We start from the raw sequence: 20,189 nt of genomic DNA, 5'->3' as shown, positions 1-20,189 counted from the left end.
AATGGAAGCCCTAAAGGAGCTGAGTGGCAACCACACACTCGGAAACCCGATAAGGCTCGCCATCATGCTCTACCTCCTGCCGAGGGAAAGGGCACTCTTCAGAGACCTCCTGGAAGTGATTGAGGTAACGCCTGGCAACTTGGACTCGCACCTTAAGGCCCTTGAGAGGGAAGGCTACGTTGAGGTCTTCAAGGTCATAGCCGACAGGCCGAGGACAGCCGTGAGGATAACTGAAAAAGGTGCGAGTGAGACCAGAGACTATCTCCAAAAGCTCAAATCTGTGCTTAAGGAGCTATATTAACATACTAACGCTTGTTTCTCCTCTCTTCCTCAAGCTCCTCCCTGGCCTTTCTCTTCAGTTCTCTGGCCCTCTCGATTCTGTATTCTTCAACGAGGCGGAGAAGTTTTTCAGCTTCCCTCTCACGGTCTTCCTCCTCCCATCTTGTGAGGAGCTCCCCAATGGCCCTTTCAAGCGTCTCCCTCTCAACAACGGCGAACTCATCTATCCTCTTGACGTCAAGCTCCTCGCTCGTGAAGAACGGTACGTGAGCCTCGCGGAGAACCTCCCTCACAACTTCGGGCAGAGGCTTTTCGGTTATTATCGCCCTTATTCCCTTCTCAACGAGCTCCTCCGCTATCGCCTTCCCCGCTCCAGCAGGGTTTATAACGAAGAGGACGTCGCCCCTCCTCAAGCCGACTTCCCGCTCTATCCTCTCCAGCTCATCCCAGCTGAGAACCTTGAGAACCTTAAGCGGAACGGCCGAACCCCTGACTTCTATGACGTTCATCCTCTTGACCTGGACTAAATCCCTGCTCAGCCTCTCAATGACGGCCTTCGCTTCCCTCAGCTGTTTTTCAAGGATTTCAATGCGCTTGACCTTAGCCTCCAGCTCTCGCTCGCGTAGAACCTTTCTCCTTACCTCCTCGTCGTAGTCGGCTATCTTCCGCTCAAGCTTTCCTATCGTCTTCCTCTGCTCCTTTATAATCTCCCTCAGCTCCTCGTTCTCCCTCTCAAGGAACTCTATTCTCCTTTCAAGTTCCCGTATCCTCTTGAGGTAGAGTTCAGCATCGAAGCTTTTCTCGGTCTCGGGCTCTTCCTTCTCTTCCTCCCTCCTTCTCTCCCGTAAGGTTACCTTCTGCATGGCCTCGCCGAGGTTGTAGCCTGCTATGACGAGAGCCTTGACCTCGTCGGACTTCTTGCTCAGACCGGCTTCTCTCAGACGGGCGTCTATTCTCTCAAGCTTCGGCTTTATCCTGAGGTACGCCTTGTACGCAGCCGCTAAAGCGTCCCTCTGGTGGTCGTCGTCAACTGTTATCCCCAGATCCCTGAGGAGCTCGTTCTTCTCCCCCACACGGAGGCTCTCCCTCGGCACGAAGAGCTGGGCCTTGAAGGAGCGGGCTATCTTCTCAACGAAGCCCGGAGCAGGAGAAACGTCCGTCGCTATTATAACCGGATGCCCGAGCTCGCTGATGAAGCGGAAGACTTCACCAACCGGCATGTTCCTCTCGCTGTGGAGGGCAACTATCCTGCCGTCGAGGTCTATCGCCGCTATTCCAACGGTTATCCCAGGGTCTATGCCAACTATGAGGCTCTTCCTTTCTCTTATCGCCTCCTCCTTCTTCAGCGGAGCGAAGCCTAGCTCCGCCCTCTCAACGGGCTGAATTCTGACCTCGACGTCTCCACCTCTCATCGGCCGTATCAGACCAGCAAGCTCCTCCCTGCTGGCGTAGACCCGGAACTCGCCCCTGGCCAGTCCGTAGTCCTTCTCTTCGGTCTCAAGGTCGAATGGTATATCCGCCCTCCTAAGCCGGTCCTCTATCTCTCTCACCTTGTCCCTTACGAGGTTGTGAACGCGTTTCCTGTACCTGTCCTGACTCCAGCCCCCCTTCCCGTGGCTCCTGCCGCGGGTTACCTTCACAATAACCTCGTCCTCAAATGCGAGGACTTCGTAGCCGACTCCTTTACTCGCGAGAAGGGCCGCCAGCTTTGCCTCCTCGTAAGGATCGAAGCGGTCACCAGTCCTTATTCCATGTTCCTTAGCGAGGCTCTGAAGGGTCCTCTGCTCGCCGGGTTTTCCAGTGACCTGGACGAGCTTTGTTCCAGGCGGGAGGGCACGCAAAAACCTCCTCAGGTCGTCACCGAGTTCTGTAACGCTGTCAATGGCAACTATATCGGGCCTTTTTGTCCGAATGAAGCGGACTAACCGATAGAGTGTAAACTCACCCTTTCTCTCAAGCTTCCCGTTGAACCAGCTCACCACCGCAAACCTCTTGGGATTCTCTCCAACGACGTCAAGTCCGATTACTAGAATGAGCCACCACCTTCACTGGGAAGTTCGGACGTGACTTTAAAAGTTTAGGGGGTTTGAATATCAAACCAATAGGGTATTTAAGGTTGGATGCATAGGACCACTCGGGGGGAGTCCAATGAAGTTGAGGATAGTCTTTGACAAAGAATATGACATAATGAAGGGAACTTACAAGGTAAAAGTCCGAGAACTCGAGTTCGACGAAGAACTCCAGGAGATACTGAAAGGCATCACACCCACAGTCAGAATAGGCGAGGAAGACCTCCCGATATCGGAGCTAAAAGGAAGGGTCTTTGAGCTTCCAAGCAAGGACGCAGCGGAGAGGTTGATGGGGGAGATAAGGGGAGCACTGGTGGAAGCCCTCAGCGGGATAATAGCAAGGTTTAAGGAAGCCCAGAGCTTCAACGGCTCAGTATCCTACGAGATAGACTTCAACGAGCTTTAATCATGTTCCTTCTATCAAATCTTCAACGACAGTTTTAATCGCAATTTCCAGACCTTTTCTGATGGTTTCGAGTGCCATGGAAGGCCTCGGCTTGTCGAGGGCCTGTTCGTGGCTGAAAGGAACGTGGATGAAGCCTGCCTTTGTCGTCATTCCCGAAACTTCTATGGTGTGAAGGGCAGTGAACATGGCAGTGTTGCAGACGTAGGTCCCTGCAGTGTTCGAAACCGCCGCAGGGATCTTAGCCTCCCTGAGGGCTTTGACGATTGCCTTCACGGGAACCGTGGCAAAGTACGCGGCTGGAGCACCCTCAAAAACGGGCTCGTCTTCCGGCTTGTAGCCCTCGTTGTCCGGCATTGTTGAGTCCATAACGTTGATCGCGACTCTCTCCACGGTTATGTTCGGCCTTCCGCCCGCTTGCCCTGTTAGAACGACCGCGTCGGGATGTTCCTTGACAATCAGTCTCGGGAGCATCTCCCTCACACCGTTGAAAGTTACCGGCAGCTGGAACTTAACGACATCTGCCCCGTCAATCTCGTCTGGGAGCACTTTTACGGCCTCCCATGACGGATTAATTTCTTCACCACCAAAAGGCTCGAAGCCTGTAACAAGAACCTTCATTGGGACCACCAAAAAGGTTAGGTTTTTAGGGTTTAAAAACCACTGCATTCGAGGGGTGAGAATGAGATACGATATCCTTATAATCGGAGGGGGACCTGTTGGCAACTACCTAGCGTCTCTTCTCGCGAGAGACTTTAACGTTGCCGTCGTTGAGAGAAAAACGTCCTTCGGTGGAAAGGCCTGCACGGGAATAATAGGGGCAGAGAACTACGAAAGGCTGGGTCTTCCGGAAAAGGCCGTTCTAAACAGGCTCAGAGGGGCGGTTTTTTATTCAAAGATACAGAGTTTCGAAATCCAGAGAAAGCCCCCACAGGCCTACGTAGTGGACAGGAAAATCCTTGAAAAAGAGCTCGCCAAAAGTGCAGTGAAGAGGGGAGCCGACTACTTCATGGGGACGACCTTCCAGGGCTTCAAGAACGGGAAAGCGATACTAGGCCACATGAACGAAAGGCTTGAGATGGAGGCATCCTTTTACGTAGGTGCCGATGGTGTTGCGAGCACGGTAGCGAAGAGCATTGGAGCCTCAACAAAGGCGGAATTCTTAACGGGATATGAAGTAGAGGTCATAGGGAAGTTTGAAAGAACGGACTTTACGGAAGTATGGGTGAACAAGGAGATAACCCCCAAGTTTTTCGCGTGGGTAACTCCAGTTGAAGATGACTTGGCGAGAGTGGGGACGTTTGGAAACCTCGAAGACTTGAACAGGTTTCTAAGGGTTAGAATGCTGGAGCCGACTTCCGCCGTCGAGTTCAAAGCTGGCAGTGTCGGTCTCGGCTGGAGGAAGCCCTGGGTCAGGGGTAACGTTGCCCTTATTGGAGACGCCGCGCTCCAGATAAAGCCGACGACCGCCGGCGGAATCGCCTACGGAATGCTCTGCGCTCACGCTCTCAGGAAAGCCCTTATCGAGGGAGCACCCGAGAGGTACTGGAACTACTGTTCCTGGGTGAGAAAGCAGATAAGCTTCGGCCTGAAGTTCAGGAAGCTGTTCCTCGGACTCGACCAGGAGGTTATTGAAAAAATCTTTGAAGTCCTGAAGAGCGAGGAGGCGAAGGAGGTCATCGAGAGCCAGGCGGACTTCGACGACCACTGGAAGACGGCCAAGGCCATACTGAGAAAGCCGAGCCTTCTGGCGAGGCTTATAAAGGTCAGCCCGTCCATAATCAGGGCACTGCTGTGAGGTGGGATTATGGCGAGGTGGAGGATGGGCCTCCAGGAGGAGTACCTGATGGCGATAGCCGAGGGAAAGAAGAAAATTGAGGGCAGGCTGTACGACGAGAAGAGGCAGAAAATCAAGCCCGGCGACGAGATAGTCTTCGAGAACAAGCTCGTGTGCGTCGTCAAGGACATCAGGGTTTACTCTTCGTTCAGGGAGATGCTGGAGAAGGAGGGCCTTGAGAACGTTCTTCCTGGAGTTAAGAGCATCGAGGAGGGCGTGAAGGTTTACAGGAGGTTCTACTCGGAGGAAAAGGAGAAGAAGTACGGGGTTGCGGCGATAGAGGTCGAGCCCGTTGCGTGGATATGAGAGTACCCAGGGGTTATTACTTGAAAATTTATAAGAACAGAAAAACTTCTGAATTTAAAGTATTTAAATACAAACGATGAGTACAATGGTGTCCACACAGAGTCCTAAAGGCACAAAGCAAAAATTAACCGCCTTGGTTTTCATCATCTTTGTCACTTCAGCTTTATCCCCACTGGTTCTCGCTGACGGCTGGCTGCAAACGGGATGGGTAAGACACCCCATAGAAAAATACCAGCCAAGAACCCTCTACTCCTATCCATGGGACAGCACGGAAGGTCTCTCAGGATGGAATGCCTTCAGGGAGAACGAGAGCTTTTACTTGACCTGCCTGAAGGTTATAGCCCTTGCGCGGAGCGGCTACCCGCGGAACTCTTCCAAGTTTCGGAAGCTTGTTGAGTGGATAAAATCCCAGCAGGGAGAAGATGGTTCGTTTCCCGCGGTAATAACGGACGACTACCCTGAATCTGACTCTGAGTGGTTCTACTGGGAGCTCTCAAAGGCGGCCGGAACGGGGCTCGCTATTTTAACCCTCCTCGAAGCGGGGGAAAGCACAACTCCGGAGAGATAAGAAAAGCCGCCCAGTTCCTCCTGAAGAACGAGAGTAAAGACCACTGGACGAGCACCGTATACATATACTGGGAGAAAACTGGACTCCACGAGGTGAACGAGTCGCCCAGCATCGTTGCCACCGCCTACGCCGTGGCGGCGCTATCGAGGCTCGGCTACAACGTTTCCCGGGAATAGAATGGCTGAGGGAAAGACTAACACGGGAGAGGCTCATAACCCCGTATCTCGACAACTTCTTCACGGGTTTCCTCTTCCCGATGCCGTACAGAGACATGAGGGCGCCCTACGAGAGCATAGTTTTGCCCCTCCTATTTCTCAGAGAGGAGAACATGACGCCGCCGAACGATACGCTTGAGTTTATGGCTTCACTACTTGAAGAGACGCAGTACACCGGAAACGCGACTTTGAGGCTGAGCTTTAAGGGCGTTACCAACTACACTGTGAAAGAGCTGGATTACATCATAAACGGCTGGGAAGTCAGTGGGGAATGGAAAGGTAATGGGAAAGAAGCCAATATCCAACTCAACCCCCGACTTCTACGACAGAAAAAGCAGGTTTGTTGTAACCTCCGGAGAGCCTCTTCTTCTAAACGAGTCGGGCTTTTTTAAGGGGAGTTAAAGGCTGTACCCCCGTCTTCCAGAGAACTATATCGAGTTTGTGGGGGATTTTTACGCCGAGTTCCAGTTCGAAAACGGAAAGAACTACGCGATACTTGAAGTTCCAGCCCTCGATGGCTCCTGGAACCACAACGTTTATTCAACTGCTGTAGCCCTGATATGGCTGTACCTTGCTGGTGAAGAAGAGGACAACGTCGAAGAGGCGCTTCGGTTCCTGGAGCTTGCAAGTCCCAGGGACGATATGAGCTTCGACGGCGATGCCTACGCCTTGATAGCGCTGAGCCTCTACAGTGAAGAATGGAAGAACGAACAGGCAACGGTTGGAGAAGAGCAGAGCTCCCAACACCAGCTCCCACTGAAACTGCTGGCGGTTTTCATCCTTGGACTTCTGATAGGGGCGTTCGTTGGAATTAAAATTGAAAGGACAAAAAAGAAGTCACAGGCTGCCTAGGGCTTTTTTCAGGATTTCCACGGCTTCCTTCTCCATCAGGAACGCCTTTCTTATGTCCCAGAGACGTGGAATCTGCCTTGTGGGCGACTCGAAGTTCCATAGGTTCGCCCTGATGTCCTCTAAGTTGTCCGCCTCCCACGCACCCAACATCAAAGCCGTCGCATTGTCATTGAGTTCCAATGCCAATTGTATGGTTTCGTTATCAACCCCCAAGACCGTTGCGTTCTCATAGAGCTCAAAGAACTCGGTACGGTGATTGAAGAACCAGGTGGTCCACAGGCACGACAGCTTAATCCAGATATCGTACGTGGACTGGGTGTTGACCTTTATCGTTATTCCCCTAACCTCTGTGCTAAACCAGTTTCCAAGGGAATCCCTACCCCATACCCTAAGGGTGTAGTGACCGTTCCTTAATCCCGTCATGTTCAAGTACCAATTAGTGCCTGAAGCGTTGCTCATAGTGAAGTTCTTGCCATCCCACTCCAGTAGAGCAGACTCTAGAGGCTGGCTAGAGGTTACGTTGATGAAAACGCTGTCGGAGTTCAATACGTCACCATCCTCTGGAGTCGGGGGAATGAAGGAAAAGGTTATCGTCCTGTTGACGGCAATCGTTATAATACCACTGGCGAACCAGTTCCCTAAGGAATCCCTGCCCCATGCCCTAAACGTATAACGACCGTTTGTCAAATTGGTCACTTTTAGATACCAGCTCGTGTTCGATAGCATTTCCATGGTGAGATTCTGGCCGTTCCATTCCAGCAACGCAACCTGTAAAGGCTGACTGGAGGTAGCGTTCACTAGAACATAGTCAGTGTTAACCACCGCACCGTTTTCAGGAGTCGGAGGAGCAAAGGACAGCACGACCGTTGAATTCACGGCAACGGTTCTAACCTCAGTGCTAAACAGGTTTCCTAGGGGATCCCTACCCCAAGCCCTGAACTCGTAGTGGCCGTTTATTAGTCCGGTTATATTCAAATACCAATTGGTGCTTGACGTATTGTGCATGGTAAGGTTGTGTCCGTTCCATTCCAGTAAAGCAACCTCAAGAGGTTGATCTGCGGTAACGTTTACGAAAACGTAGTCGGAGTTTACTGCACTGTTATTCTGGGGGGTTGGTGGGACAAAGGATAGCAAAATCGTCCTGTTTATAGCAATGCTCCTAACCTCGCTGCCAAACCAGTTTCCCAGCTGATCCTCTCCCCATGCTCTAAACGTGTAGTATCCATTCGTTAAGGTGAGTACCTCAAGATACCAGTTTGTATTGGATGCACTCTGCATGGTGAGGTTCAGTCCGTTCCATTCCAGCAGGGCAATCTTTAGAGGCTGACCTGAGCTTACGTTTATTAGAACTCTATCGGTGTCCATAATAGCGCCGTTCTCAGGAGTCGGAGGGACAAAGGAGAGAACGACTGTTGAATTCACTGTGATTGTCCTTGTCTCACTGTTAAACCGGTTTCCGAGGGAGTCATTGCCCCAAACCTTAAAGGTGTAGTGTCCATTTGTAAGACCCGTCATGCTCAGATACCAACTCCCGCCAGACCCTCTGTGCATCGTGAAGTTCTGGTTATTCCACTCCAGTACGGCAGACTCAAGGGGCTGGCTTGAAGTGACGTTTATCACGACGCTATCAACGTCCACCACTGCTCCATCATTTGGAGTCGGTGAGACGAATGAGAGGATGATTGTTCCATTCACAGTAACTGTTCTAATCTCACTGGTAAACCAGTTCCCAAGGACGTCCCGACCCCACACTTTGAAATTGTAATGTCCATTAGTTAGATTGGTCACGTTCAAATACCACTTCATGCTTGAAGTGTTGCTCATAGTGAAGTTCTCACCGTTCCACTCCAGTAGGGCAGTCATCAATGGTTGGTCAGAAGTCACATTAATGAAAACGTAATCAGTGCTCACCACTGCACCATCATCAGGAGTCGGAGAGACAAATGAAAGATGGATAGTAGCGTTTACAGTTATTGCCCTAACTTCACTGGTAAACCAGTTTCCAAGGGAATCATTACCCCAAACTCTAAGGGTGTAATGACCGTTAGTCAGACCAGTCACATTCAAATACCAATTAGCATCGGAGGCCTTCTGCATCGTAATGTTCTCACCATTCCACTCCAGCTTTGCAATCTGTAGAGGCTGGCTAGAAGTTACGTTGACGAAAATATAATCAGTGTCTATCACTGCACCATCAGCCGGAGTTGGCGGGACGAAGGACAGAACGACTGTTGAATTCACGGTAACAGTTCTGACCTCGCTGGCAACCCACTTCTCAGATAAATCCTTACCCCAGACTTTGAAAGTGTACTCCCCGTTAGTCAAACCTGTCACGTTCAAGTACCAGTTCGTGTCCGAGGCTTTATTCATCGTAATGTTCTTACCATTCCACTCCAGCTTTGCACTCTCCAAAAGGTTGTTGGAGGTCACGTTGACAAAAACGTAGTCCGATGTTAGCACGCTACTGTTCTCTGGAGTTGGTGGAGTGAACGATAACTTGGTGGGTCCGGCGTAGTAGTACTGAGCCTCAGTTGTAGCGTTTGTTTCCTGCGGAACTGCGGAGGCAAGTTTAACTAAAACGTTTGAATCGTAGGGAGATGGAATAGTGCTTAAAGCGGCAGCATTCGTAACATTTACCATCGCATTGCTATCCCCCGTATGGAAGTCCAGATCCCTAATACCCTCAGGAGGGAGGTACCCATCGGGAGGAATGCGAAGAGCCCAAACATCATAGTTACCCGCGCCGAAGCTTTCAGTATAACCTGCTACGATAATATCCCCATTTGGGGCCATGGCAACTACATTAGCCCTATCTCTAAGGTTCCCTCCGTAAGTTTTCTGCCATACAATATTCCCATTTCCATCGAGCCTGAGAACCCAAACATCAGACCTGCCAGCGCCGAAGCTGTACGTGTAACCTGCCACGATAATATCCCCGCTGTTAGTTACGGCGACCGCGTTGGCCTCGTCTTCGCTGTTTCCACCGTAGGTCTTCTGCCATATGACATTACCGTCCCCATCAAGCCTAAAAACCCAAAAATCACCATTAATACCAAAGCCCCAAGTGTATCCGGCTACAACGATGTCCCCGTTATCAATGGCAACTGAAGTAGCCTCATCTGCACTCCTACTAGTACCCCAGGATTTACCCCACTCAAAATCACCGTTCCCATTAAGCTTGAGAACAAAAAAATCAGAATTAGTACCAGCTACTATAATATTCCCATTCGGATCAATAGCAACGGCGTTGATAACAGCGTAAAATCTGTAAGCTTTTTGCCATACAATATTGCCGTTTCCATCAAGCTCGAGAACCCAGGCATAGCCTCCATATGTGCCTGCTACGACAATGTCCCCATTTTCAGCTATAGCGACTGCATCAGCCTCATCGTCGTTGTTTCCACCGTAGGTTTTCTGCCATATCACATTACCATTCTCATCAAGCCTGAGAACCCAAACATCAGCTTCAGAACCTCTCCAATCGGTTCCCCCATAGTACCCGACTACAATGATATCCCCGTTTGGAGCGAGGGCAACAGCCTTAGCTTCATCATAATTACTTTCCCCATAGCTCCGAGCCCAAGGTGTGGATTCTTTATTGAAGTATGCCTAACGCTTCTGCGTAGTTCTCATAGAAGACTGGAACTGCACCCAAACTTGCCAAAAACAAAAGGACTAGTCCAGAGCTTACCAACTTCTTCATCACAAGACTTCACCTTCTCACCATATTGATTAAAAGAGCTTAAATACATTTCTTGGTATCAACAGCATCACTAAGAACACCGAAAAACAAGCTGGAAAGAAAAAGGAGAGCAATCACAGATACTTCTCCTTCACCCAGCGGATGAAGTAGTCTGGGTTCAGCTCCTCGCCGAGGGCCTTCTGGAGGAGCTCCTTCGGCGAGTAGATGCTTCCCCAGCGATGTATCCTTTCCCTGAGCCAGGCCTTTATTGGCTCGAACTCGGCCCTTGCAACCTTCTCCTCGAAGTCCGGGATGTCGCGCTTGATGTGGTAGTATATCTGGCTCGCGAGGAGCGTTCCTATGCTGTAGGTCGGGAAGTAGCCGATTGTTCCGTGCGCCCAGTGGATGTCCTGGAGGATTCCCTCGGCGTAGGTCTTCGGTCTGATTCCGAGGAGTCTCTCCATCTCCTCGTTCCAGAGCTCAGGTAAGTCTTTCGCCTTAACGCCCTCGTTGAGCATCATCCTCTCGAGCTTGAAGCGGAGGAGTATGTGGAAGTTGTAGGTAACGACATCTGCTTCAGTCCTTATGAAGTCTGGTCTGACTATGTTGAAGTATAGGTAAACGTCTTCAGGGGTATAGCTCGCCATGAACGGGAGGTTCTCCTTGAGTACCGGGTATATGAGTCCAGCGAACTCCCTCGAGCGGCCGATTATGTTCTCCCAGAACCTGCTCTGACTTTCGTGGATTCCAAGGGAGACACCGCCGGCAATCGGGCTGAACATGAACCTCTCGTCCTGCTGGAGCTCGTAGAGCGCATGCCCAAACTCGTGGACGGTGCTGAGGATGGTTCTCCTGAAGTCGTAACCCTCGTATCTGGTCGTTATCCTCACGTCCCTTATCCCGAACTCGGTAGTGAAGGGGTGAGCCGAAACATCGAGCCTTGAGCGGACTCCGAGCGGAAAGCCGAACTTCTGGAGTATCCATATGTTCACCTTTTCCATCTGCTCTCTCTCATAGCGCTCCTTCTCGAGAGGGTGTTCCCTGGGCACTTTGCCCTCTTCCATGATTTTCTCAAGGAGCGGCTTCAGCTCCTTCTCGAGCTTTTCGAACATCCTCTCGACTTCCTTCGTGGTGAGACCTTCCTCGAAGAGGTCGAGCAAGGCATCATAGGGCTCTTCCTCGTAGCCGAGGTAGTCAGCGGCCCTCTTGGCAAGGTCTATGATTCTGTCGAGCCACGGCTCGAACTTGGAGAAGTCGTCGCTCCTCTTGGCTTCTTCCCAGGCTTTAGTTGCCTGACTCGTGACTTCGCTCATCTCTCTGAGAAACTCCGGCGGGAAGGACTTGCTTATCCGTATCTGCCTGTCAAGAACGCGGACGACTCCCCTCTCATATTCGTTAAGGCCCTCTATTCCCTTAGCCTTCTCGACAAGCTCGACGAAGTCGGGCTTGAGCAGAAACTCCTGTGAAAGGACACTGAGCTCCCCCTGGGCAACGCTCCTCTCAAGGATGCCCTCCTTGGGCATGTTGACCTCCATGTCCCAGCCAAGAACGCTCTGAGCGTGCCCAATGGCCCATATCCTGCGGTACTTCTCAAGAATAGCCTTAATCGTCTCGTTCTGGAAAACGGACTCCATTCCTATCACCGCTACTTTTTGGATTGCCAAACTTTTAATCTTTTCGATGGATATCTGAACGAGTGAAGGTAAAGGAATTACTATTGAGGGAAACGGTATTAAGGGGGACTCCTAAGGGTCTCGGGTGGTACCATGCTGGATCTCGTGGTTATCGGTCACGTTTCAATTGACACCCTTATATTCCCGAATGGAAGGCGCGTAACAATGCCTGGAGGTGCCGCCGCAGGGGTGGCCACTTCAGCGGCGCTCGCCGGGGCAAAGGTCGGACTCGTCACGAAGATAGGAGAGGACTTCCCAAAGGAGTGGCTTCAAGTACTTTCTTCCGTGGTGGACATTAGAGGGATTCAAATCCTGCCCGGAAAGACAATCCACATCTACATGATTTACCACGAGGACGGAAGCGTTGATGCCCCGGTTGAAATGGGGGTCGCCCAGAAAATGGGCGAAATCTCAATCCCCAAGGAGTACCTCGATGCTAAAGTCTTCCACATTTCCCCGATTCCGCCGGAAGAACAGCTGAAGCTCCTCAACCGCTTAAAGGGGAAAATAGTTACCATTGATTTCAACCCAACGTACAAGGAAGAGTACGTTAAGAGAAGAGACCTCCTGCAGGAGATAGTATCGAGGGCCGAAATAATCTTTCCTAACGAGAGAGAGGCCATCATGATCACTGGAGCGGATGATGTCAAAGAGGCCGCGAGAGTTCTTCACGAGTGGGGAGCAAAGACGGTCGTAATAACCCGCGGTGAAAAGGGAGTCCTCATATACGATGGCTCGTTCAGAGAATTCCAGGCCCTTCCGATAGAACCCGAGGAGATCGTTGATCCAACGGGCGGCGGGGACGCCTTTGCCGGCGGTTTCCTCGCTGGCTATTCGAGGGGTCTTCCCCTTAAGGAGTGCGTAAGGCTGGGTCTGGAAAGGGCAAGGGAAGTCCTGAAAAAATGGGGAAACTGGAGCATCACCGTCTGAGCACGAAATAGAAAGTCAGATAGAGCGAGACGATGAAGAAGGCCGCCACCGTGGTGTTGCTCAGGCTGGGGAGGTAAGCGGAGATAATCTGAACGATGTAGTAGATTGGAATTGCAAGCATGACTGCCACGAAGAGCATCCCATAGTGCCTCATTGGGGACCTGATGCGCGTGAGATGGACTGACTCGACGAATATTATGGCGAGGGAAAGGAGGGACAGCCCGTAAAGACCTCCTCGATTGAAATACACGAGAACAATCCCCAGAACGGTGAGGTATGCGTAGCCAGCCCCCCAGAAGAAGAAAGAGAGTGCCGAAGCCAGAGTTAGAACGAGGAAAACCTTCTCATCAAAGCCGATGTAGGTCAGGTACGTCGTGATTGCAAAGAGCATTCCCAGGTACAGTTCTCTGATCATAACTTAATCACCTCCGCTATCGCGGCCTTCAGGGGCTTTTTGACGTCCCAGTCTATAATCAGGCCGTAGGCGGAAAGTTCACGCAACAGAGCTTTTCTCCTGAGTTCAACGAGCTTCATCGCGAGCTCTTCCTCCTCGGTAGATGGGATGTAGAGACTGTTCGGGTTCGGGCTTATCACAACGACTTTGTAACCCAGCTCGCCAAGTATTTTGAGGGCCTCCCGGCTTTCCTTGGTCAGGAGGGGGGAGAAGTAAACTATCTGCGCCCGCGGGGGAAAGGCGGACTTGGCAAGGTGCTCGACCTGGTAGGCTATGACGTTGTTTAAATCGGGCTTGGCCGTGCTCAGGAAGTCAATGCACTTGAAGAAGTGCCTCTTTCCGTAGTCCACCCTGACCCAAAGTGGAACCTCTTCTGCCAGTAGAAGGCCAAAACTTGTACCGTCGTTGAGGGCGTTGAGCATAAGGGAAGCCGCCGCCCTTATCAGGTAATCAAAGACTGGCAGGTTGTTTCGGGAGGCATCGACGATAAAAACGACATCTACCTTTCTCTCGCTCTCGAATTCATTGGCCATTATCTTTCCAGTCCTGGCTGTGGCCTTCCAGTTTATTATCTTCAAAGGATCACCTGGACGGTACTCCCTAACGGCATGGAATTCAAGACCCTCTCCAATAAGGGGCGATGGGAGGGGGCCAATGGTTATCTTGGTGCCCCTGGTGGAGTACGGCGTTGGGACGTCATAAACCTGGGGAACTCCAATAGCCTCAGTGAAGAGTTCAACGAAGGCATCTGCCGAAAAGAAGCCCAGGGGATCTCTGTAGGAAACCTCCACCCTCTCAAAGTGATGAACCCCCCTCTTAATCCTTACCGTGTATTTCAAAACGCCTTCTTCCCCAGCACGGAGGGAAAAGGCCTTTTCCGGACTGCCCGAGACAATTTCAAGTTCCTCAGGCACTATATCCCTGACCACAAGGTGTTCGACGCTGAACTCGGGGACAACGTGAACCTCAACCTCAACCTCCTGGCCCTCGAGGAAGCGGTGGTGGGGCACCGAGCGCCAGACCTTGATCTCCCCCTGAGGCTTGAAAAGAAGGTATTCGATGGAGACAAGTGTAACGTAGGGCAGGACAAGGTATGCAAGCTCCCACCTGAGGAGGAAGAAGGCAACGAGGGGGATAACCCACGCTGAAGCCACAAGGAGGCCGAGCTCTGCAGTCGGGGAAACACCCCTAGGTGGCTCGACCTCCTTTTGCCCAGCGGGGATGGCTGAAGGCTGATAAGGCTGGGAACCCAGTCCAGTTACGGGGCTGAATCCCTGCATCATGCTATTCCCGTCCTTCACTCAAACTTTGGAACAGGCACCCTATCCAAGATCTTCGCCATGACGCTCTCCTGGCTGACCTTAGTGTACCACAGCTCTCTCTTGAGGATCAGTCTGTGGCTCAGGGCAGGAATAGCAACGGTCTTGACATCGTCCGGGATTACGTAGTCCCTTCCCTCTATGGCCGCGTATGCCCTTGCGAGCTTGAGGAGTGCAAGGCTTCCCCTCGGGGAAGCCCCTACCTCAACGTCCTTTTTGTTCTTTCTCGTGGCCTCAACGATATCGACGATGTACTCGAGTACCGGGTCGCTGACGTAAACGTCCTCAACGGCACGCTGCATCTCAAGGACTTCTTCCGCCGTGACAACCGGAGAAACGCTGATCTCGTCGCTCTTTCTCCCTATCCTTCTCCGCAGTATCTCAAGCTCTTCCTTCTTCGTGGGGTAGCCAACGTGGAGCCTCACCAGAAACCTGTCGAGCTGGGCCTCCGGGAGTGGATACGTGCCCTCCTGCTCTATGGGGTTCTGGGTGGCTATGACCACGAATGGCCTTGGGAGGGAATATGTCTTTCCCTCAACGGTAACCTGCCTCTCCTGCATCGCCTCAAGGAGGGCAGACTGAGTCTTCGGCGGAGACCTGTTAACCTCGTCGGCGAGGAGTATGTTCGTGAACACCGGGCCCTTTTTGAACTCGAACTCGAGAGTCTTCTGGTTGAAGACGCTCACACCGATGATGTCGCTGGGCAGCAAGTCGGGGGTGAACTGAACGCGCTTGAAGTCAAGGCCGAGTGCACCTGCAAAGCTCTTCGCCATCAGAGTCTTCGCAAGACCGGGCAAGTCTTCTATGAGGACGTGGCCGTCGGCGAGGATCGTGGCCAGTATCATTTTCAGGACGTTCTCCTTTCCAACGATGACTTTCCCGACCTCGGAAAGCACGAGGTCAGCCTTCTCATGCACTTCCTCAATCTTCATTTAGCTCAGCCTCCAGGATTTTTAACGCCTCTTTAAGGCCCCTGTAGGGGTCTCTAGATGAATAGAACGCCTGAAGGGCTTTTGGAGGATCGGTCCTCAGATCGTAGAAGGAGCGGCCGGTTATGGAGTGAAGTATCTCAAGGAGGTACTCCTCCGCAACCTCCCTTCCACCACCTTTTTTAGCTCTTTTTACCAGCAGAAGCGCCCTCTCAAAGTCGGGCCTCCTTGCGATTTGGTACTCATCTCTCTTGGGCCTGTATGGAATGAGCACGTCGTATCCAATGAGAACCCAGCCCAGAAAGGCCGCTAAGGCGACTGCAAAGACCCATCTGACGTAGTACTCCCCTGGAAGTATGGAGCCAAGGGTCAAGAGCAGTCCTATTATAATCCTTGCCCGATACGTTTTAATCAATTCCAGCAACTTCACGAGCCTTCCCCCTGAGCTCCAAGTATATTTCAAGGGCCTTTTCGGCGTCCTTCCATTCAACCCTCTCGGGGGCGTACTTTGCCTTCTCGAAGAGCTTAACAAGGTCAAGGTAGAGGATTCTCATGTAGTTTACGTGTTCCGCGTGCTCCCAGTGCGTCCAGCTCTCTTGGTAGGGAACCCCCAGCCCCTCAAGCCAGAGCACGGCGTTTTTGTATATCTGGACGATTGCCTCTTTGGGGTCATTGAACTGGTCAAGGCCAAGCTCATCAAGCTTCCTGTCAAAGCTGACCGCTATCTTCACCTTCTTCTTTCTCTCGACTTCTTTCAGTGCGAGACGGACATAATAGTATGAGATGTAGCCAACTCCTATGGCGATTGGTATCAGCGCAAAGATGTAGAGGTGAGTACGTAAAGGAGAAGAAGGGGTTACAACACCGTGAAAAGTCCTGTTGGACGCTATCAAAGGGCCAGAGGCCGTGACATTGCTTGAGGGGGAGACCCGGATAGTATTCTTCCCGAAGAACAGTGCCAGCAAGGGGAGGACAATGAGGTATAAAAGAACTGGAATCAAGTCGGCCGAAGAAGCCTGATACTCCTTTCTCCTCTTCCGGGCGAACCTGTCATAATAGTAGTACGTGGTCAGCAGGATCAGTATGAGGCCTCCCACGTACAATATTGACATAATAAGGGCCATGATGTCACCGGCCTTAGGATTGCTTTTGTGAGGAGAACTGAACTCGTGACTGTTCATCAGCAGAGAGGTTAGAAGTATCAAAACAATGAGCAGGGAAATGAACCTTACTTTAGCGCCCATGAATGCTCACAGATGCAGGTACCAATAAACATATAAAAGTTTTACGGGATAGTAAACCTCAGGTGAGAACATGGAAAAACTGCCGAAGCTTTACGTTGAGGCCACTCAGGAAGAGTGCGTAAAGGAAGGAAAAATGCTGACCGAGTGCGTCGTCATTATGGGGAACGTTGAGGTCTGGCTGAAAGAGAACGAGGAGCTTCCAGAGTTCGTGGATGCCTCGAAAGCGAAGTTCCTGAAGAGGGAAGTCTACGACCGCTTCTACCTCTACGTTGACAGGACGGAGCAGAAGATGACTACCGATGCAATACTAGTTCTCCCGGACGGAAGAACGAGGATTTACCTGAAGAAGGGGGACGAGCTGATGATACTGCCCGTTGAGGGGTTCACAAAGACCCTAATAGCCAACGTGGGCAACAGAGTCAGAACTGGAGATGCGTTCGCGGCAGTAACCACAAGAAAAGGGGAAGTCCACTACCTGAAGCCTCCTAAGACGGGCACAGTAGTCTTCATTGACGAGATAACGAACAGGCCGCACTACCTCTACTACATCCTGCCAGAAGAGTAGTCACTCCATGCCTTTCATCATGGCGTCTATGCTCGACCTTATTGCCAGCTTTATGCCATCTTCCTTGTCCATTCCTTTCAGCGTACGGGTGTTGTTGGGGCTTGTTATTATCAGGGACCAATAGATATCATCCTTTACAAGACTGCTCTGAAACATCGCTATGAACTTGTTTTCTCATTTTGACACTTCGACTATCTCAACATCCGTTGTGCCAAGTCTAGTCTTGTACACCTCTCGGACATCAAGGTCGCCGTACTCCTCTTGGAGCATCTTAGAAAAATACTCCCATCTCAATCACCATGCTAAGTTGCACTTCATGCTATATTAGGTTTTCCCCACTTCCCAAGTATGTTTCCGAATGCCCAAAGATTTATAAAGGACAGAACATATCTTCGCTGAAGACACTTTTGGAGTTGAAGGAAATGAAAGTTGAAGCTGGTGATTACGTTCTGTTCCACTACGTTGGAAGGTTCGAGGATGGAGAAGTTTTTGACACGAGCTACGAGGAGATAGCTAGGGAAAACGGCATCCTAGTCGATGAGAGGGAGTACGGCCCGATGTGGGCCAGGATAGGCATCGGTGAAATCATCCCGGGCCTCGACGAGGCCATAATTGGTATGGAAGCTGGGGAGAAGAGGACCGTGACCGTTCCTCCAGAGAAGGCTTACGGAATGCCGAATCCTGAGCTTGTGATTTCCGTTCCGAGGGAAGAGTTCACGAAGGCCGGTCTTGAACCACAGGAAGGCCTCTACGTTATGACTGATTCCGGCATAGCCAAGATACTCTCGGTCGGTGAGAATGAAGTATCCCTCGATTTCAACCACCCACTGGCCGGAAAAACCCTCGTCTTCGAGGTTGAAGTTCTAGAAGTAAAAAAGGCAGAAGAAGACTCAGAAGTTTAGTTTGATTATAGTAGCCACTTTAAATATGGCCAATCCCATTACAGCTAGCATGATGGAATACTTCAGCCCCGCGCTGTACTTTCCTTCTCTTATTACTCCCATTCCCAAACCTGAGAGAACAGCCTGGACCACGACAAAGGCCATCAGGATTGTCGTCATTGAGCTCATTGGGAACACGATTCCAAGCTCTGGGCTGCTCATGGAGGACATAACCTGGGCCACTATTCCTAGAATAAGGGGACCAACAAAGCCGCTGGTTATCGTGAAGAACATCATCTGCATGCCCGTTGATGCCTTTCTCTCCTGCTGTATTCTCAGTATCTCCCTGACGTCGTTGGCAACGTAGATAAGGACATCACTCATCGGGGCACCCCTCTCAAGAGCCTCAATTACTATCATCATTGAACGGTAAAGCACCTGCGATCTTTTGTTTCTGAGGGCAAATGCCCTTAACGCGTCTGCGGTTGGACGGCCTTTGTTTATCTCGGCAACTGTTCTCTTGAACTCCTCCGTGAGCGCCCCAAACTTTGCAGTTGTCAGTTCCTCCAGAGCCTCAGAGAAAGAGATACCTGCCCTCAGAGAACTGGCCAGATAAAAGAAAGCGTCCGGGAGATTTTTTTCAATCTCATCAATTTTCTTGGTAAGACGCCAGTAGGGGTAAAGAAAGGCCATTCCAACGAACCCGGCTATGAAAGCTACTATCCCATACAGAAAACTGAATATTGAAACGGCAAGTCCCAAGATAAGGCCCATAAGGAAGGATATGACCAGGTACTCCGCCGCCAGAAAGTTAATGTTAGCGGAGTACAGGAACAGTTCATAACGCTTAAGGTACCGACCTGGGAGGAGTCTCTCAATGAGCTGAACGAGAGGCCCTGAAATGTTCAGCTTTGGCATCCGCTTCACCTCGGCTCAGCACTCTTTATCATGTTTATGATTATGAATGACATCATTGGGAATACAACCAAAAGTATAACCGCAACCATAGGAACGCTGAATATAAGCTTTCTTGCCATTAGAGAACCTGCTAAGATGCCGACAACGAGCATTGTCGGCATGACTATCGTCATGAACATGTACACGAAAGAAATACCGTTGACTTTCTGAACGTACTCGACGAGCTTCATACGGTACTCGAATGCGAAGTCCTCGGCAAGCTTGTATAAAATATCGGCGAGGTTTCCACCAAATTTAACGGCACGGAGGATCTGCTTGACCACCCTGCTCACGTTTTCTGATGCCATTTTCTCCTCAAATTTCAGCATTGCATCCTCAAAGGAAGAACCCGTTCTCATGTCCCTGATGACTAGCTCAAACTCCTCCGATAGGGGGCCGTAGTCGGCCCTTGCCACTGAGAGCATGGCCTCGGCGATGCCAACCCCTGCACTCAGGAGAGAAGCTATATGTCTCAGAGCGTATGGAAGTGCCTTCTCAACCTCCCTAACCCGCCTCTTCCAGACCATCTTAGGATAATACCTCATGTAAAAGAACCCACCAAGAAAACCAAGGAGGCCTGCCAGAAGTGAAATATCGATGGGAAGATACATCAAATATGCAAATATAAAACCGAAGAACCCGGCTATCATGGCAACTCCAAGCATGTATGCCACATAAGCCTCCCTGGACATCGTAATGTTTGCACGGTAGAGGTCAATATCAAGCCCAGAGAGAGAAGTGGTCAGCGCCTCAACGGGCCCTCTAAAGTACTTGAGGATAGCACTAGCAAGACGCTCGGCAAAGGGCTGTTGAACCTCTTCCCTGCGCTGCTCAAGGACTGCTTCTATAAATGTCTCCCTCTCATCTTTCTGTTCTTTTTCCTGCTCAAGCTCCTTTTGAAGCTCTTTAAGAGCCCTCAATCTTTCCTGAACAGTCTTACCCTCTGGAAGGCGCCTTCTAGGTCTTTCTGCCACTTCGAGCGTTTTACCGCCGAGTTTCTCAAGGAACTCTATGAACCCCACAGGA

General features: G+C 51.0%; 22 protein-coding genes. 10 read left to right on the top strand and 12 right to left on the bottom strand.

All coding sequences use genetic code 11. From position 1 onward, the window contains the following. Position 1: 1 nt before the first annotated feature. Positions 2 to 301, top strand: a complete 300-nt coding sequence (locus tag A0127_RS06040) for a transcriptional regulator (protein ID WP_054840684.1) — start codon at positions 2 to 4, stop codon at positions 299 to 301. A gap of 4 nt (positions 302 to 305) precedes the next feature. Here A0127_RS06040 and A0127_RS06035 read toward each other — a convergent pair whose 3' ends face one another. Further along, on the bottom strand, positions 306 to 2,261 hold the full coding sequence (locus A0127_RS06035) for a DUF460 domain-containing protein (protein ID WP_082781398.1): 1,956 nt from the start codon (positions 2,259 to 2,261) through the stop codon (positions 306 to 308). A gap of 166 nt (positions 2,262 to 2,427) precedes the next feature. Between A0127_RS06035 and A0127_RS06030 the strand changes: the two genes are divergently transcribed. Then, a complete protein-coding gene (locus A0127_RS06030) occupies positions 2,428 to 2,754 on the top strand; it encodes a hypothetical protein (RefSeq protein WP_062389244.1) in 327 nt (108 codons plus the stop codon). Here A0127_RS06030 and pcp read toward each other — a convergent pair whose 3' ends face one another. Further along, on the bottom strand, positions 2,755 to 3,372 hold the full coding sequence (gene pcp, locus A0127_RS06025) for a pyroglutamyl-peptidase I (RefSeq protein ID WP_062389241.1): 618 nt from the start codon (positions 3,370 to 3,372) through the stop codon (positions 2,755 to 2,757). 61 nt (positions 3,373 to 3,433) lie between these two features. Here pcp and A0127_RS06020 point away from each other — a divergent pair, with 61 nt between their 5' ends. From A0127_RS06020 to A0127_RS06000, 5 genes are all read left to right on the top strand, one after another. Further along, on the top strand, positions 3,434 to 4,549 hold the full coding sequence (locus A0127_RS06020; RefSeq protein WP_062389238.1) for a geranylgeranyl reductase family protein: 1,116 nt from the start codon (positions 3,434 to 3,436) through the stop codon (positions 4,547 to 4,549). Positions 4,550 to 4,558: 9 nt separating this feature from the next. Next, positions 4,559 to 4,894 (top strand): ASCH domain-containing protein, encoded by a 336-nt coding sequence (locus A0127_RS06015; RefSeq protein WP_062389233.1) that lies wholly within the window; start codon positions 4,559 to 4,561, stop codon positions 4,892 to 4,894. Positions 4,895 to 5,027: 133 nt separating this feature from the next. Continuing rightward, positions 5,028 to 5,462, top strand: coding sequence for a prenyltransferase/squalene oxidase repeat-containing protein (locus A0127_RS06010; RefSeq protein WP_156471167.1), 435 nt, complete (start codon positions 5,028 to 5,030; stop codon positions 5,460 to 5,462). 256 nt (positions 5,463 to 5,718) lie between these two features. Then, positions 5,719 to 6,069, top strand: a complete 351-nt coding sequence (locus A0127_RS06005) for a hypothetical protein (RefSeq protein ID WP_156471165.1) — start codon at positions 5,719 to 5,721, stop codon at positions 6,067 to 6,069. Positions 6,070 to 6,118: 49 nt separating this feature from the next. Continuing rightward, positions 6,119 to 6,529, top strand: a complete 411-nt coding sequence (locus tag A0127_RS06000; RefSeq protein WP_054840688.1) for a hypothetical protein — start codon at positions 6,119 to 6,121, stop codon at positions 6,527 to 6,529. Here the strand turns inward: A0127_RS06000 and A0127_RS05995 are convergent. Further along, positions 6,515 to 9,955 (bottom strand): NHL repeat-containing protein, encoded by a 3,441-nt coding sequence (locus A0127_RS05995; RefSeq protein WP_062389222.1) that lies wholly within the window; start codon positions 9,953 to 9,955, stop codon positions 6,515 to 6,517. The genes A0127_RS06000 and A0127_RS05995 overlap by 15 nt on opposite strands. A gap of 390 nt (positions 9,956 to 10,345) precedes the next feature. Beyond that, positions 10,346 to 11,845, bottom strand: a complete 1,500-nt coding sequence (locus A0127_RS05990; RefSeq protein WP_062389219.1) for a carboxypeptidase M32 — start codon at positions 11,843 to 11,845, stop codon at positions 10,346 to 10,348. Positions 11,846 to 11,977: 132 nt separating this feature from the next. On the opposite strand from A0127_RS05990, the gene A0127_RS05985 reads away from it, so the two are divergent. Continuing rightward, the gene (locus A0127_RS05985) at positions 11,978 to 12,814 is read left to right on the top strand and encodes a carbohydrate kinase family protein (RefSeq protein WP_062389216.1); all 837 of its coding nucleotides are present in this window, start codon (positions 11,978 to 11,980) and stop codon (positions 12,812 to 12,814) included. Here the strand turns inward: A0127_RS05985 and A0127_RS05980 are convergent. The 5 genes from A0127_RS05980 to A0127_RS05960 are packed head-to-tail and all read right to left on the bottom strand — an operon-like array spanning position 12,804 to position 16,640. Then, the gene (locus tag A0127_RS05980) at positions 12,804 to 13,229 is read right to left on the bottom strand and encodes a hypothetical protein (RefSeq protein WP_062389214.1); all 426 of its coding nucleotides are present in this window, start codon (positions 13,227 to 13,229) and stop codon (positions 12,804 to 12,806) included. The genes A0127_RS05985 and A0127_RS05980 overlap by 11 nt on opposite strands. Beyond that, on the bottom strand, positions 13,226 to 14,569 hold the full coding sequence (locus A0127_RS05975; protein WP_231855735.1) for a DUF58 domain-containing protein: 1,344 nt from the start codon (positions 14,567 to 14,569) through the stop codon (positions 13,226 to 13,228). Before A0127_RS05975 ends, A0127_RS05980 begins: the two co-directional genes overlap by 4 nt. Then, complete coding sequence (locus tag A0127_RS05970) at positions 14,566 to 15,519, bottom strand: AAA family ATPase (RefSeq protein ID WP_062389211.1); 954 nt, start codon at positions 15,517 to 15,519, stop codon at positions 14,566 to 14,568. Before A0127_RS05970 ends, A0127_RS05975 begins: the two co-directional genes overlap by 4 nt. Then, positions 15,509 to 15,946, bottom strand: coding sequence for a hypothetical protein (locus A0127_RS05965; RefSeq protein ID WP_062389208.1), 438 nt, complete (start codon positions 15,944 to 15,946; stop codon positions 15,509 to 15,511). Before A0127_RS05965 ends, A0127_RS05970 begins: the two co-directional genes overlap by 11 nt. Continuing rightward, positions 15,924 to 16,640 carry a DUF4129 domain-containing protein gene (locus A0127_RS05960; RefSeq protein WP_197463562.1) on the bottom strand — a complete coding sequence of 239 codons (717 nt, stop codon included), beginning with the start codon at positions 16,638 to 16,640 and terminating at the stop codon, positions 15,924 to 15,926. Before A0127_RS05960 ends, A0127_RS05965 begins: the two co-directional genes overlap by 23 nt. Before the next feature lie 190 nt (positions 16,641 to 16,830). On the opposite strand from A0127_RS05960, the gene A0127_RS05955 reads away from it, so the two are divergent. After that, positions 16,831 to 17,325, top strand: coding sequence for a DUF2118 family protein (locus A0127_RS05955; protein ID WP_054840697.1), 495 nt, complete (start codon positions 16,831 to 16,833; stop codon positions 17,323 to 17,325). Here A0127_RS05955 and A0127_RS10730 read toward each other — a convergent pair whose 3' ends face one another. Continuing rightward, positions 17,326 to 17,481, bottom strand: coding sequence for a hypothetical protein (locus A0127_RS10730; RefSeq protein ID WP_231855734.1), 156 nt, complete (start codon positions 17,479 to 17,481; stop codon positions 17,326 to 17,328). Between the two features lie 266 nt (positions 17,482 to 17,747). On the opposite strand from A0127_RS10730, the gene A0127_RS05945 reads away from it, so the two are divergent. Beyond that, positions 17,748 to 18,227, top strand: coding sequence for an FKBP-type peptidyl-prolyl cis-trans isomerase (locus A0127_RS05945; RefSeq protein ID WP_062389202.1), 480 nt, complete (start codon positions 17,748 to 17,750; stop codon positions 18,225 to 18,227). Here A0127_RS05945 and A0127_RS05940 read toward each other — a convergent pair. Beyond that, the gene (locus A0127_RS05940; protein ID WP_062389199.1) at positions 18,216 to 19,124 is read right to left on the bottom strand and encodes a type II secretion system F family protein; all 909 of its coding nucleotides are present in this window, start codon (positions 19,122 to 19,124) and stop codon (positions 18,216 to 18,218) included. The two genes, A0127_RS05945 and A0127_RS05940, sit on opposite strands and share 12 nt — an antisense overlap. A gap of 5 nt (positions 19,125 to 19,129) precedes the next feature. After that, entirely contained in the window at positions 19,130 to 20,185 is a 1,056-nt protein-coding gene (locus tag A0127_RS05935) for a type II secretion system F family protein (RefSeq protein ID WP_082781395.1), read from the bottom strand. Positions 20,186 to 20,189 lie beyond the last annotated feature (4 nt).

This window comes from Thermococcus peptonophilus (assembly GCF_001592435.1).
In the GTDB taxonomy this organism is placed as follows: domain Archaea; phylum Methanobacteriota_B; class Thermococci; order Thermococcales; family Thermococcaceae; genus Thermococcus; species Thermococcus peptonophilus.
The sequence above is the reverse complement of the archived record's forward strand: the minus strand, read 5'-3'. Positions and strand labels throughout refer to the sequence as shown.

Excerpts from the sequence above, each read along its gene's own strand:
- A0127_RS06040 (WP_054840684.1), top strand. The coding sequence starts at position 2 with ATGGAAGCCCTAAAGGAGCTGAGTGGCAACCACACACTCGGAAACCCG.
- A0127_RS05955 (WP_054840697.1), top strand. The coding sequence starts at position 16,831 with ATGGAAAAACTGCCGAAGCTTTACGTTGAGGCCACTCAGGAAGAGTGC.
- A0127_RS05985 (WP_062389216.1), top strand. The coding sequence starts at position 11,978 with ATGCTGGATCTCGTGGTTATCGGTCACGTTTCAATTGACACCCTTATA.
- A0127_RS06020 (WP_062389238.1), top strand. The coding sequence starts at position 3,434 with ATGAGATACGATATCCTTATAATCGGAGGGGGACCTGTTGGCAACTAC.
- pcp (WP_062389241.1), bottom strand. The coding sequence starts at position 3,372 with ATGAAGGTTCTTGTTACAGGCTTCGAGCCTTTTGGTGGTGAAGAAATT.
- A0127_RS05970 (WP_062389211.1), bottom strand. The coding sequence starts at position 15,519 with ATGAAGATTGAGGAAGTGCATGAGAAGGCTGACCTCGTGCTTTCCGAG.
- A0127_RS06005 (WP_156471165.1), top strand. The coding sequence starts at position 5,719 with ATGCCGTACAGAGACATGAGGGCGCCCTACGAGAGCATAGTTTTGCCC.
- A0127_RS05940 (WP_062389199.1), bottom strand. The coding sequence starts at position 19,124 with ATGCCAAAGCTGAACATTTCAGGGCCTCTCGTTCAGCTCATTGAGAGA.
- A0127_RS10730 (WP_231855734.1), bottom strand. The coding sequence starts at position 17,481 with ATGTTTCAGAGCAGTCTTGTAAAGGATGATATCTATTGGTCCCTGATA.
- A0127_RS06030 (WP_062389244.1), top strand. The coding sequence starts at position 2,428 with ATGAAGTTGAGGATAGTCTTTGACAAAGAATATGACATAATGAAGGGA.
- A0127_RS06015 (WP_062389233.1), top strand. The coding sequence starts at position 4,559 with ATGGCGAGGTGGAGGATGGGCCTCCAGGAGGAGTACCTGATGGCGATA.
- A0127_RS05980 (WP_062389214.1), bottom strand. The coding sequence starts at position 13,229 with ATGATCAGAGAACTGTACCTGGGAATGCTCTTTGCAATCACGACGTAC.
- A0127_RS05990 (WP_062389219.1), bottom strand. The coding sequence starts at position 11,845 with ATGGAGTCCGTTTTCCAGAACGAGACGATTAAGGCTATTCTTGAGAAG.
- A0127_RS05945 (WP_062389202.1), top strand. The coding sequence starts at position 17,748 with ATGAAAGTTGAAGCTGGTGATTACGTTCTGTTCCACTACGTTGGAAGG.
- A0127_RS05960 (WP_197463562.1), bottom strand. The coding sequence starts at position 16,640 with ATGGCCCTTATTATGTCAATATTGTACGTGGGAGGCCTCATACTGATC.